This is a genomic window from Microbacterium enclense (assembly GCA_038182865.1).
GTDB classification, from domain to species: domain Bacteria; phylum Actinomycetota; class Actinomycetes; order Actinomycetales; family Microbacteriaceae; genus Microbacterium; species Microbacterium enclense_B.
The window spans coordinates 3263738-3276476 of sequence record CP116226.1; the positions used below are offsets into that span (position 1 = coordinate 3263738).

Consider the following 12739-nt stretch of genomic DNA (forward strand, 5'->3'; position numbering starts at 1 on the left):
AGGAACCCGATGATCACTTCACGTTCAGCGCGCTCGCGCGCCTGCGCCCTGGTCGGCACCGGCCTCCTTGCGGCCTCGTTGTCGCTCGGTGCCGCTGTCCCGGCCGGGGCCGCCCCCGGAGATCTCGACGAGATCGCCATCGCCCCCGCCGCTCCCGCGACCGGAACGCCCCTTCCCGACTCGATCGTCTCCGCCCAGGGGCAGGTCGACGTCTTCGTGCAGACCCGCGGAGACAGTGCTCTCCAGGTACGCACCGCGCGCCAAGACCTCGGAGCGTCCGACGAGGTGGCCTCCGCTGCCGCGAGCGAGACCGCGGCGCGTAACGCCGAGGTCGCCGATCGCGTGTCAGACGCTCTCGAGCAGATCGATCCGGATGCCACGGTGCTCTACACCTCGACATACTCGGTGCCGGGCGTCGCCGTGAGCGCCGACGTCGAGACGCTGCGTCAACTCGCGGAGCGCCCGGAGGTGCAGAAGATCTCGCGGATCGTTCCCCAATCCATCGAGCTCCCCGCCGTCGACGGCGCCACGCCCATGAACGGGGCGTCGGATGCCCTCACCCGCGCGGTGAACGCCTGGCAGCAGTCGGGACGAACCGGCAAGGACGTCACGGTCGCGGTCGTGGACACGGGCGTCGACTACACCCACGCCGACTTCGGTGGCCCCGGGACCACCGAGGTCTACCAGCAGGCGGTGGCGTCGACCGAGGCGCCCGAGGCGAGCTGGTTCGACGCGACCAAGTACCTCGGCGGCTATGACTTCGCCGGCGCCACGTACAACGGCGCGAACGGCACACCCTCGTACGATCCCATCCCACGCCCGGATGCGAACCCCATCGACGGGCCGGGCGGCAACCACGGAACGCACGTCGCGGGAACCGCGGTGGGCCTCGGCGTCGACAAAGAGCAGAAGACCTTCCGCGGCGACTACACGACGCTCTCGGCGGAGAGCGTCCGATCGGAGTTCTCGATCGGTCCGGGTTCGGCTCCCGAAGCCGGACTCATCGCCCTGAAGGTGTTCGGCGACAACGGCGGCAGCACTTCTCTCACCGGCGCGGCGCTCGAGTGGATCGCCCAGCAGGTGGCGTCGGGAACCGAGATCGACGTCGTGAACCTTTCGCTCGGCACGAGCTACGGCGCCATCGACGACCCCGACAACGCCAAGCTGGAGGTCCTGATCGACGCGGGCGTGCTGCCCGTGGTCGCCGCGGGTAACTCCGGCGACGTCGTCGACGTGGCGGGGAGCCCCGGGACCACGATGGGCGCCCTGACGGTCGCCGCCTCGTCGAGCGGTCACGGTCTTGCCGATGCGGCTCTGGCCATCGTCGGCGACCCGGCGCAGAACCCCGCCGAGAAGATCAAGGTGCAGTACTCGCAAGAGTACGGGTGGGCGTTCGACGTCGCGCGCAACGTCGTGGCCCTGACCGACACGGCCAACGCCGACGGCTGCGAGCCGTTCGGCGCCGCCGACCGTCCGCGCGTCGCGGGAAAGATCGTCTGGCTGGAGTGGGACGACGCCGACGTCGCGTGCGGCTCGGCGCAGCGGTTCGACAACGCCTACGATGCGGGCGCCGAGGGCGTCGTCCTGACGAGCCAGTCGAACTCGTTCGAGAACGGCATCGCCGGCAATGCCGCCATTCCCGGCGCGCAGTTGACCGGTGACTTCACGACCGCCCTCCGGCCCGCCATGGAGGAGGGGCGCCTCGTCATCGAGCTCGACTCCGATCTGCGCCGCACGATCGAGGTGTTCGACTCCAGCCGCGTCGACACCGCGGCATCCTTCACGTCCCGGGGGACCCACGGGTCGATCGACGACGTGCTCAAGCCCGATGTCTCGGCTCCTGGTGTCTCTGTCGTCTCTGCCGGCAACGGCACGGGCTCGGGTCTCGAGGTGCTCAGCGGCACATCGATGGCCTCACCGCACACGGCCGGCATCGCCGCCCTCGTGGTGCAGGCGCACCCCGACTGGTCGGCCGAGCGGGTCAAGCAGCAGGTCATGAACACGGCCGCCCACGACATCGTGACGGCCGGAGCCGACCCGAAGGCGTACGGACCTGCCCGCGTGGGTGTGGGACGCGTCGACGCGCTGGCTGCCGTCCAGAGTGACATCACCCTGCGCTCGGTGGAGAACGGCGACCTCCTCAGCGCCTCCTTCGGCGTGGTCAACGTCGGCACGGCGCCCGTCGTGCAGACGCGCACGGTCACCGTCGGCAACGACGGCGCGGATGCCGAGACCCTCGACCTGCGGTACTCGCCGCGCACCGAGACACCCGGCGTCGCCTACGACGTGAGCCCTGCGACGGTGACGGTCCCGGCCGGCGGCAGCGTCGACGTGACGCTCACCCTGCGCATCGACGACCCGACGGCGCTGCGCCGCACCCTCGATCCGACGATGGAGGCCGAGACGGGAGGCGCGCCGCGTCAGTACCTCGCCGATGCCTCCGGCGTGCTCGAGGCGAACGGGGCCGCGGGTACGTATCCGGTGCGCCTCGCCGTGTACGCGGCTCCCCGCCCGTACTCGGAGACACGCACCGACGGACTCGCATTCGACGGCACGGCGGGAACGCTGACGGTCTCGGGTCGCGGCCTCGACCAAGGCGAGGGGCGTGAGCGGTACCGCTCAGTGATGGTTCCGCTCATCCTCGGTGCCACCGACCCCGACGACACCTTCCCGGAGACGTCCGCGCGCGAAACGCTGGAGAGCGCTGACATCCTCGCGGTGGGTGCGTCCTCGACTGCTCCGCTGATGGACGACCCCACTCAGGGCGTTCTGACGTTCGGCGTGCAGATGGACGGTGAGTGGGCGCGCATGTCACCGCTGACCTGGCCCATGGTGCAGCTCGACGTGAACGGCGACACCCGTGCGGACTTCATCGTGCAGGTGCAGCCGGGAGAAGCCGGAGACGTCCCCGTGGCCATGACGATCGACGCCGTGACCGGCGACGTGATCGAGGAGCGGCCGGTCAACGGCCTGTTCGGTGATCAGGGCACGAACGTGTTCGACAACACGGTGCTGACGATGTCGACCTCGCTGTCGGCTCTGGGCTACACGCCCGGCACGACGCAGACGACGGTGCGGTACCTCGCTCAGACGCGGTCGTACTACAACCCTGCCTTCGACGGCGGCTATCGGAGTGCGCTCGTCGATCAGACGGATGCCGCGAGCATCGACGCCTACGCTCCGGCCCTCGCGTTCGGCAACAGCGGGACCCCGATGTTCGCGGATGCGGCCGGTTCCGTCGCGGTGACGCGCACCGGCGACGCCACGCCCCAGGTGCTTGTGCTCCACCTGCACGGGGACGGCGACGCGCGGGCGGAGATCGTCACCCCGACGGTCACGGGGGAGCCGACCCCGACTCCGACGGAGCCCACGCCGAGTCCGTCGACGCCGACTCCGGACGGGGGAGCGACCCCGCCTCCCGGTGCTGCTCCGCGGAACGACGGGTTGGCCTCGACCGGTATCGACGGCGTCGTTCTCGTGTGGCTCGCCGTCGGCGCCGCGGCGGCCGTGACCGCGGGATCGGCGATCGTGTGGCGACGCCGCCGACGCTCCTGAGCTCGGTATCGGCGGGCGTCGCGCACCCTTCGGGATGCGCGGCGCCCGCCGACGCGGCAGACTGGGACGCCATGTCCGGTCAGACGCTCGTCATCTCCGATCCGCGGGCGGTTCGCGCCATGGCGAACCCCCTGCGGATGGTCGTGGTCGACGAGTTGTACCGTCGCCAAGGGCCGGCGACCGCGACGGAACTCGCCGAGCTGGTGGGTCTGAGCCCGAGCGCGATGAGTTACCACCTGCGGGCGGCGGAGTCGACGGGACTCATCCGCCGGGGCGAGTCCTCCGATGGGCGCGAGCGGCCGTGGCTGCCGGCGGCCGCGAACTATTCGCTGGTGGCGAGTGTGGAGTCGGATGCCGTGCAACGCATGGTGCTGATCGACTCGCGGGTGACCCCCATGCGTCAGCGCATGGAGGAACTGCTGGCGGTGCGATCGGTCCGACCGCCCGACGCGGACATCGTCTACATGGTGCTCAGGACCGGGCAGCTGCTCCTCAGCGCCGACGAGGTCGGTCACTTGCAGGACCGGGTCATGGAGGTGTTCGACGAGTTCGAAGCCCTCAGCGCCGATCGCTCGGAAGAGGGCGAGTTCCGCCGCGCGCGTTACATGTGGTCCATCGTCCCGGAGAAGGTCCAGCCGGAGGACTGAGCGCGATCTGACGAGCGCGCTCGTCCGCCTCTCTCGTTATCCGCGAGGGCGTGCCGCGATCGACCGGGAGCCGGACGACCTCTCGCAGCTCGAACCGCGCGAACGCATGTCGCCCCGCACGCGGGCCGACCTGCCTGCACCGTTGTGCGGGTGACGCCTCGACGGTGACCCGATTCTCTCTCGGTGCGGTCCCGAGGTCTCATCTGCGGTTCCTCCGGAATCTGTTGCTCTGTGTGGTTCTGTGTTGTATCGTGTGGGAATCTTCGAAGGGGATTTCTGTGTACGCAATGGAGCGCCAGCAGCTCATCGAGCGCGAACTGCGCGAGATCGGACGTGTGAGCGTCGTCGATCTGGCCCGCCGCTTCGACGTGACCACGGAGACCGTCCGTCGCGACCTCGACCGTCTCGAGACGACCGGTCTGCTCCGCCGGGTCCATGGCGGAGCCGTCAGCACCGACCGGGCCAGCACGGCCGAGGCGACACTCACCGAGCGCCGCGAACGCCACGGTGACGCCAAGCGGGCGATCGCGGCCGAGGCGGTCGCGCTCCTGGGGGCCGATTTCCGCGGCTCGATCTTCGTCGACGCCGGCACCACCCCGGCCGCCGTCGCCGCAATGATCCCCACGGCCCTCACGTCCGTGGCGGCCGTCGAGGTGGTCACGCACTCCCTCGAGGCGGCGCATCTGCTGGCAGGGGAGGAGCGCCTCTCGCTCACGACCATCGGCGGTTGCGTGCGCGGCGTCACAGCAGCGGCGGTCGGCGCGCACACGGTGCGGACCATCGGTCAGCTGCGACCGGACATCGCCTTCGTCGGCACGAACGGCCTGAGCGCGGGCTTCGGTCTGAGCACTCCCGACCCCGACGAAGCCGCCGTCAAGACCGCCATCATCCAATCGGCCCGGCGCGTCGTCCTCGTCGCCGACGCCGCCAAGTTCGGAGAGGAACTGCTCGTGCGCTTCGCCCGACTCGATGAGATCGACGTGCTCGTCACCGATGCGGAGCCGTCCGCAGCCCTCGCGGAGGCTCTCGCCGACGCCGACGTGGAGGTGCGCGTCGCATGATCGTCACCCTGACCGCCAACCCCTCGGCCGACCGCGCTGTCGTTCTGTCCGCGGCGCTCGCCCCCGGCGAGGTGCAGCGCGCCCTGTCGTCGCGCGAAGACGCGGGCGGCAAAGGCGTCAACGTCGCCCGCGTCGTGACCGCGGCGGGAGCTCCCGCGCGTGCCGTCGTCCCCGTGAACGCGCACGATCCCTACCGGATGCTGCTCGAGGACACCGGCATCGCTCTCGACCTCGTGGAGGTCTCCGGTCGCGCGCGTGCCAACCTGACCATCACCGACCCCGCGGGCGAGACCACGAAGCTCAACCTCCCCGGAGCCGAGTTGTCGACCGCCGAAGCGGAGGCCCTGGTCTCTGGCGTCGTCGCGGCCTCCGAGGGAGCGACGTGGCTCGTGCTGGCCGGATCGCTGCCACCCGGAGTGCCGGTGTCGTTCTACGCCGACCTCATCCGCGCGGTCCGCGAGCGGTGGGGGAGCTCTGCTCCACGCATCGCTGTCGACGCGTCCGGAGCTGCCCTCGCGGCCGTGGTCGAGACGGCGCGCCCCGACCTCATCAAGCCCAATCACGAGGAACTCGCCGAGCTCGTCGGCGAGGACGCCGCATCCGACGTCGACGTGATCGCCGAGGCCTCGCGTCGCGCCGCCACCCTCGTGCCGGAGCGGGTGGCATCCGCCCTCGTCACCCTCGGCGCCGACGGCGCCCTGGTCTTCACCGCCGACGGTTCCTGGCGTGGTCGCGCGCCCAAGATCCAGGTCGCGAGCACGGTCGGCGCGGGCGACAGCTCGCTCGCCGGGTATCTTCTCGCCGACCTCGAGGGGGCATCTGCTCCCGAACGCCTCGCGCGCAGCATCGCCTACGGTGCCGCGGCCGCGACGCTGCCCGGGACCCAGGCTCCGACGCCGGCCGATCTGCCCGCGGGCACGATCGCCGTTTCCGATTTCCCCACCCCCATCGCAACATCCTGACCACGGAGGTCACCTGACAATGTCCGACATCATCACTCCGGAGCTCGTCACCCTCGACGCGCCCCTGGGCACCGACAAGCAGTCGGTGATCCGAGCCCTCGCCGAGCGCGTCGTCGCGCAGGGTCGCGCGACCAGCGCCCAAGAGTTGTTCGACGACGCCTGGGCCCGCGAGCAGAAGGACGAGACCGGCCTGCCCGGCGGCATCGGCATCCCACACGCGCGCAGCGCCTCGGTCACCGAGCCGACCCTCGCGTTCGCGCGCCTGAACCCGGGCGTCGACTTCGGCGCCCCCGACGGCGCCGCCGACATCGTGTTCCTCATCGCGGCCCCCGCCGGTGCCGACGAGGCCCACCTCGCGGTGCTGTCGCAGCTGGCTCGCAGCCTGATGAACAACGACTTCCTGTCGGGTCTGCGCGCGGCGGCGACTCCCGCTGACGCGGTGAAGATCATCACGGATGCCATCGCCCCCGCCCCCGCGCCCGCCGCACCCGCCGAGGCCCCGGCCGCGACGCGCGCCGAGGCCCGCACGCCCACCACGAAGACGAAGAAGATCGTCGCCGTCACCGCCTGCGCGACCGGCATCGCTCACACGTTCATGGCGGCCGACGCGCTCACCGCCGCCGGTGCGGAGACCGAGGGCGTCGAGCTCATCGTCGAGCCTCAGGGCTCCAGCGGCTACAAGGCCCTCCCGCAGAGCGTCATCGACGACGCCGACGCCGTGATCTTCGCGGTCGACGTCGATGTGCGCGAGCCGCAGCGCTTCGCCGGCAAGCCCGTGGTCCGCGCCGGTGTCAAGCGCGGCATCGAGCAGCCGAAGCAGCTCATCGCCGAAGCCCTCGCCGCCAGCGAGAACCCGAACGCCGCCCGTGTGCAGGGCGGGGCGGCCGCGGCATCCGCGTCCGACGCTCCCGTCGTCCAGCAGTCGGTGGGCCGTCGCATCCAGCGGTGGCTCCTGACCGGTGTCAGCTACATGATCCCCTTCGTCGCCGGTGGCGGCCTTCTCATCGCCCTGGGTTTCCTCCTGGGCGGATACCAGGTCACGCAGAACGCGGCCAACGTCATCATCCAGAACTCGCTCTGGGACCTCCCGACCGAGGGCATCACGTCGCCCCTCGGCCCGATCGGCCAGTACCTCGGCTCGGTCGCCTTCATGATCGGCGCGACCTCGATGGGCTTCATCGTCGCCGTGCTCGCGGGCTTCATCGCGTACGCGATCGCCGACCGCCCCGGTATCGCACCCGGGTTCGTCGCCGGCGCCGTCGCCGTGCTCATGAACGCCGGCTTCATCGGCGGCATCATCGGTGGCCTCCTCGCCGGCTTCATCGCCTGGTGGCTCGGCCGGTTCGACGCCCCGCGCTGGCTGCGCGGGCTCATGCCCGTCGTGATCGTGCCGTTCCTCGGCTCGATCTTCGCGTCGGGTCTGATGATCCTGTTCCTCGGGCGCCCGATCGCGGCGCTCATGGCCGCGCTCACCGAGGGCCTCACGTCGCTCGCCGCCAGCAGCGCCGGTGCCATCGTGCTCGGAGTGATCCTCGGTCTCATGATGTGCTTCGACCTCGGTGGCCCGGTCAACAAGGTCGCTTACGTCTTCGCCACGACGGGCCTCGCGGCCGCGTCACAGACCAACACCGCGCCGTACCTGATCATGGCTGCGGTCATGGCCGCAGGTATGGTGCCTCCGCTCGCGATGGCCCTCGCCTCGACCCTTCTGGCCCGCCAGAAGTTCACCCCGGTCGAGCGCGAGAACGGTGCGGCCGCGTGGCTGCTCGGCGCGTCGTTCATCTCCGAGGGCGCGATCCCGTTCGCCGCGGCCGACCCGCTGCGCGTCATCCCCGCCTCGATGGTGGGTGGTGCGATCACCGGTGGTCTGAGCATGCTCCTGAGTGTGCAGTCGTTCGCTCCGCACGGCGGCATTTTCGTCTTCTTCGCCATCAACCCCTTCTGGGGTTTTGCCCTCGCAATCGTGGCGGGTACCGTCGTGACGGCGCTGATCGTCGTGGCCCTCAAGGGCCTCGGCCGCAGCACCAAGGACGCCGCCGTCGCCGAGGCTGCGCCCGCAGCCACGGTGGCTGCGTAACACCCCCGTCGAATCGGAAGGATTCACCATGGCAGAACGTCAGGCCACCATCGCCAGCGCCTCGGGCCTCCACGCCCGCCCCGCGAAGCTCTTCGTGCAGGCCGTGCAGGAAAAGAAGATCCCCGTCACCATCGCGGCCGCGGGTGGCCCTGACCTCAACGCCGGGAGCATTCTGTCGCTCATGGGCCTGGGGGCCGGTCATGGCACGGTCGTGACCCTCAAGGCCGAGGGCGAGGGTGCCGAGCAGGCACTCGACGAGCTCGTCGCCCTTCTCGAGACCGACCTCGACGCGCAGTAAGCACGAACACACGAACACCGGATGCCACGGGCCTGAGGGCTCGTGGCATCCGGTGTTTCTGCGTGCCGAGGTCGCGCCGCCTCAGACGTCGGTCGAGTCTCCCGGCTTCAGGTCGACGAACGTCCCGCCGTGCTGCTCCGCCGCCCACGTCAAGCGCCCGTCGCCCATCTGTTTGCCCGCCTGGGAGAGGGTCATGTCGTGCGTGGCGAAGACGCGCTGCGGCTTGACCTCGAGGACGAAGTCGATCGCGTCGCCGATCTTCAGCCACGGCGCGCCCACGGGGGCTGCGAGCAGCGCGATCTTCTTGTGCTTGGGGACGCTGTACGAATCTCCCGGGTAGTACAGCGCGTCGTTGACGAGGACTCCGACGTTGTCGATGACCGGAATGGACTCGTGGATCACAGCGTGCTTCCCGCCGAAGAACTCGAGGTGGAAGGGAGAGAGGTCGAGGGTGTCGCCGGGGTGGACGACCGTGATGTCGAAGCCTGCCGCGGCCTGCTTGACGCCCTCGGGCCCGTAGATGGGCGTCCCGGGGTGCGTCTCGAGGAGGCGGTTCAGGTGGTCGGGGGTCCAGTGGTCAGGATGCTCGTGGGTCAGGACGATGCCCACGAGACCGTGTAGGTCTTCGAGAGGGGAGGTGAAGACCCCCGGATCGATGACGAGGGAATGCCCCGATTCGACGAGGACGAGGGCGGCGTGTTCGTGCTTGGTTACTCGCATAGTGCGAGTCAACTCCTCGTCGATCCACGGAGCAACCGGTGGCGGGCCCGCCTCCGGCGAGGTAGATATGCGGCGCGGGGGATACGTTCCGGGGTCTACCGTCCTTCGTCGGATGGGGGTACGGTGGCCGGACACGCCCGAGATCCCCGGCGGTCCCGCCTCGATTTTGCGTGCGTGTTTTCGTGGTGCATACTTGAACGGTTGCGACGCGGCCCCATCGTATAGCGGCCTAGTACGCCGCCCTCTCACGGCGGTAACGCGGGTTCGAATCCCGCTGGGGTCACCAACACGAGAAAAGCCTCGACCGAATGGTCGAGGCTTTTCTCGTTCTCAGGCGCCGATGCTGGGCGAGGACCCGCTTGTACGGGTTGGGCTCCTCCCGGAGGTGGCCTTCAGATGGGCGCCCGCAGCGGATCCGGAGAGCGACATCGGATCCGGACCGGCCGGGGCGATTCGTCCGGATCCGGCGGCACTCTCCGGATCTGCGATCAGGTGTCGACCCGATCGGACCGCCGTCGCCGCGCGCGCCGGATCGTCCAGACCACCACCCCGATCACCGCGGCCACCGCGAGCCAGGGGAGCAGGAAGCCGAGGCCGACGACGAGACCGTTCAGGGCCGCGACGAGGCCGTTCCATCCGGCCATCAAGCCGTCACCGAACCCGGCGGGATCAGCGGTCACCGCGGCCGCGGCGGGGACGACCTGGACCGACAGCGACGACATCGCCACCTGCGTCTCCAGCAGGGTCAGTTGCTGCCGATCGGCGTCGAGCCGCGCCTGTCGGTCGGCCAGCGCGGATTCCGCCGCGATGAGGTCGGACACGGATGCCGCCTGCGACATCAACTCGGTCAGACGGGCGACGGATGCCTCGCCGGCGGCGACGCGGGCCCGGAGGTCGACCGCCTGGTCGGTGACATCGCTGCGCGTCACGCTCGAGGCCGTCACGGCCCCGATGGTGGACAGCCCGTCCATCACGCCGGTGAGCTCGTCGGCGGGGATGCGGACGGTGACCCAGCCCATCGATGGGTCCCCGTTCGCCGGCGCCGTCGCGGCATCGAGGGGGACGGCGCCGGACGAGCCCCCGACCTGCGAGGACTCGACGTACCCGCCGGCCGAAGTCGCGGCATCCGAGATCCGTGACACGACGGCCGCGACGTCATCCGTCTCGATGGTGGCGGAGCCGTTCGCGATGATCTCGCGCGTGGTCGTGGCCCCCGCGCCGGGAGCCGTCTCGGCCTGCGCTCCGTCGAGGAGCGGGGCAGCGGGGGCGCCGTCCGCGGAGCCCGAGTACTGCTCGGTAAGGCTGCCACCCCCGGAAGCGGACTGATCGAACAGGGCGCTATTCCCGCCGTTCAACACGGCCGGGCCGGCGATCGCCGCGATGAGCACGACGCTGGCCGCCGCGGCCGTCCATCCGCCGATCCGAGCGCGCCGGCGTCGGCGATCGGTCCGGGTGGAGTCGTCGATGCGCGCGAAGATGCGCGTCTCCATCGCGTCGATCCGGTCGTCATCGAGCGGGGGAAGGGTGGGCGTGGTCATGGGGTCTCCGTCTCCATCGCGCTGGCGCGCACCCGTGTCCGGATGCGGGAGAGGCGGTTGCGCACGGTGCCGTGCGAGACACCGAGCTGCTCGGCGGCGGCTTGGTAGCCGTAACCCTCCGCCGCGCAGAGGCGGAAGATCTCCCGATCGAGGTCGCCGAGACCCTCGACGGCCGCCAGAATCGCGGCCACGGTCTGCGCCTGAACGACCTGGGCTTCGACGTCGACGGCCGACGGCATGTCCTCGTCGAGCGCACCGTGGGAGCCGTGTCGCCGACGTGCCCGGAGTCGGTTCTGCGCCTGCAGCCGGCAGACCGTCGCGAGCCACGGGAGCAGCGTCGTCCCCTCGAGCCTCAGCGACGGGATCTTCCGCCACGCGGTGACGAAGGTGTCCTGCGCGACGTCCTCTGCGTCGGAGGCATCGCCCATGAGGCCGAAAGCGATCCAGTAGACCGGCCGGACGTAGGCGCGGTACAGCTCGCGATACGCGACCTCCGACCCGCCCGCGGCGCGCGCCACGAGGGCCCTGTCGTCGATCACGTCGTCGGTCATCGGCATCCACTTCTCGTCGGGACGAGGCTCTCCGAGCACTCTCTCACTGAGAGGTGTCCGTCAGGGCGCGATCGTCTCACGCAAGTACGCACGCAATGAGCACTACGTGCACAAGCCCGGGCCGTGCGCGGTCTCCTCGATAGACTCGAGCGTTTCCCCCGAACGAGAGGCTCGTCATGGAGCTGCAGATCGACCCGCTCTTCCAGACGATCACGCTCATCGTCCTCGTGCTGATCCTCATCGCCGATCTGCTCATCATCCTGAAGCGGCCCCATATCCCCGCGGCGAAGGAATCGACCCTCTGGGTGGTGTTCTACGTCACGCTCGCGCTGATCTTCGCGGGCGTGCTGTGGATCGTGGCCGGGGGAGAGGTCGCGGGGCAGTTCGTCGCGGGTTGGCTCACGGAGTACAGCCTCTCGATCGACAACCTGTTCGTCTTCGTCCTGATCATGGCGCAGTTCGCCGTGCCGCGTCGCTATCAGCAGGAGGTGTTGATGGTCGGCATCATCATCGCTCTCGTCCTGCGCGGGGCGTTCATCCTGGTGGGCGCGACGATCATCGAGAACTTCAGCCCGATCTTCTACCTCTTCGGACTCTTCCTCGTCTACACCGCGATCCGCCAGGCTCTCCCCGGAGACGACGACGATGAGCAGAAAGAGAACCTCATCGTCCAGATGCTCCGCCGCGCCCTGCCGATGAGCGACTCGTACGACGGCAAGAAGGTCGTCACGCGCGTGAACGGCAAGAGGCTGTTCACACCGATGATCATCGTGTTCGTGGCGATCGGCGTGACCGACCTGCTCTTCGCGATCGACTCCATCCCGGCGATCTTCGGCATCACGCAGAGTCCGTTCATCGTGTTCACGGCGAACCTCTTCGCGCTGATGGGGCTACGACAGCTGTACTTCCTCCTCGGAGACCTGCTCGACCGCCTGAAGTACCTGCACTACGGCATCGCGTTCATCCTCGCCTTCATCGGTGTGAAGCTCGTCTTCCACGCGATGCACGTCAACGAATTGCCGTTCCTGAACAGCGGTGAGCCGATCGAGTGGGCACCCGAGATCTCGACGTGGGTGTCGCTCGCGGTGATCGTGCTGTCGATGGCTGTGGCGACGATCGCGAGCCTCATCGCTGCTCGGCGGGAACCGTCAGCTGCGGGACCGCAGGATGCCGCTGCGGAGGTCGCCGATGAGAGGGGCACGCCCGCGACGGTGGAGCACCCCGAGCGCGACTGAACGGGCCCTGAGCGACCGAAGACCCTGAGCTCGGAGAAGGGACGGGCCGCTCGACCTTCGGTGGCCTCGACGAGCCCAGTCACCCGTCGCGCCGC

10 protein-coding genes and 1 tRNA gene are annotated in these 12739 nt (G+C 69.7%); 8 read left to right on the top strand and 3 right to left on the bottom strand.

All coding sequences use genetic code 11. The features are described 5' to 3' along the window. Positions 1-9 precede the first annotated feature (9 nt). The 6 genes from PIR02_15355 to PIR02_15380 all read left to right on the top strand — a co-directional run bounded on the left by PIR02_15355 (position 10) and on the right by PIR02_15380 (position 8600). The gene (locus tag PIR02_15355; protein ID WZH36126.1) at positions 10-3555 is read left to right on the top strand and encodes a S8 family serine peptidase; all 3546 of its coding nucleotides are present in this window, start codon (positions 10-12) and stop codon (positions 3553-3555) included. Between the two features lie 71 nt (positions 3556-3626). Further along, a complete protein-coding gene (locus PIR02_15360) occupies positions 3627-4202 on the top strand; it encodes a helix-turn-helix domain-containing protein (protein ID WZH36127.1) in 576 nt (191 codons plus the stop codon). A 278-nt stretch (positions 4203-4480) separates the two neighbouring features. Next, on the top strand, positions 4481-5263 hold the full coding sequence (locus PIR02_15365) for a DeoR/GlpR family DNA-binding transcription regulator (protein ID WZH36128.1): 783 nt from the start codon (positions 4481-4483) through the stop codon (positions 5261-5263). After that, positions 5260-6225, top strand: a complete 966-nt coding sequence (locus PIR02_15370; protein ID WZH36129.1) for a 1-phosphofructokinase family hexose kinase — start codon at positions 5260-5262, stop codon at positions 6223-6225. Before PIR02_15365 ends, PIR02_15370 begins: the two co-directional genes overlap by 4 nt. Before the next feature lie 19 nt (positions 6226-6244). Further along, on the top strand, positions 6245-8302 hold the full coding sequence (locus PIR02_15375) for a fructose-specific PTS transporter subunit EIIC (protein ID WZH36130.1): 2058 nt from the start codon (positions 6245-6247) through the stop codon (positions 8300-8302). Between the two features lie 28 nt (positions 8303-8330). Continuing rightward, a complete protein-coding gene (locus tag PIR02_15380) occupies positions 8331-8600 on the top strand; it encodes an HPr family phosphocarrier protein (protein ID WZH36131.1) in 270 nt (89 codons plus the stop codon). An 81-nt stretch (positions 8601-8681) separates the two neighbouring features. Here PIR02_15380 and PIR02_15385 read toward each other — a convergent pair whose 3' ends face one another. Then, a complete protein-coding gene (locus PIR02_15385; protein WZH36132.1) occupies positions 8682-9320 on the bottom strand; it encodes an MBL fold metallo-hydrolase in 639 nt (212 codons plus the stop codon). Between the two features lie 210 nt (positions 9321-9530). On the opposite strand from PIR02_15385, the gene PIR02_15390 reads away from it, so the two are divergent. Continuing rightward, positions 9531-9606, top strand: a tRNA-Glu gene (locus PIR02_15390). A gap of 202 nt (positions 9607-9808) precedes the next feature. Here the strand turns inward: PIR02_15390 and PIR02_15395 are convergent. Continuing rightward, entirely contained in the window at positions 9809-10858 is a 1050-nt protein-coding gene (locus PIR02_15395; GenBank protein ID WZH36133.1) for a DUF4349 domain-containing protein, read from the bottom strand. Next, positions 10855-11409 carry a sigma-70 family RNA polymerase sigma factor gene (locus PIR02_15400; GenBank protein ID WZH36134.1) on the bottom strand — a complete coding sequence of 185 codons (555 nt, stop codon included), beginning with the start codon at positions 11407-11409 and terminating at the stop codon, positions 10855-10857. Before PIR02_15400 ends, PIR02_15395 begins: the two co-directional genes overlap by 4 nt. A gap of 176 nt (positions 11410-11585) precedes the next feature. On the opposite strand from PIR02_15400, the gene PIR02_15405 reads away from it, so the two are divergent. Then, positions 11586-12644 (top strand): TerC family protein, encoded by a 1059-nt coding sequence (locus tag PIR02_15405; protein WZH36135.1) that lies wholly within the window; start codon positions 11586-11588, stop codon positions 12642-12644. Positions 12645-12739 lie beyond the last annotated feature (95 nt).

Excerpts from the sequence above, each read along its gene's own strand:
- PIR02_15355 (WZH36126.1), top strand. The coding sequence starts at position 10 with ATGATCACTTCACGTTCAGCGCGCTCGCGCGCCTGCGCCCTGGTCGGC.
- PIR02_15360 (WZH36127.1), top strand. The coding sequence starts at position 3,627 with ATGTCCGGTCAGACGCTCGTCATCTCCGATCCGCGGGCGGTTCGCGCC.
- PIR02_15370 (WZH36129.1), top strand. The coding sequence starts at position 5,260 with ATGATCGTCACCCTGACCGCCAACCCCTCGGCCGACCGCGCTGTCGTT.
- PIR02_15375 (WZH36130.1), top strand. The coding sequence starts at position 6,245 with ATGTCCGACATCATCACTCCGGAGCTCGTCACCCTCGACGCGCCCCTG.
- PIR02_15380 (WZH36131.1), top strand. The coding sequence starts at position 8,331 with ATGGCAGAACGTCAGGCCACCATCGCCAGCGCCTCGGGCCTCCACGCC.
- PIR02_15385 (WZH36132.1), bottom strand. The coding sequence starts at position 9,320 with ATGCGAGTAACCAAGCACGAACACGCCGCCCTCGTCCTCGTCGAATCG.
- PIR02_15395 (WZH36133.1), bottom strand. The coding sequence starts at position 10,858 with ATGACCACGCCCACCCTTCCCCCGCTCGATGACGACCGGATCGACGCG.
- PIR02_15400 (WZH36134.1), bottom strand. The coding sequence starts at position 11,409 with ATGACCGACGACGTGATCGACGACAGGGCCCTCGTGGCGCGCGCCGCG.
- PIR02_15405 (WZH36135.1), top strand. The coding sequence starts at position 11,586 with ATGGAGCTGCAGATCGACCCGCTCTTCCAGACGATCACGCTCATCGTC.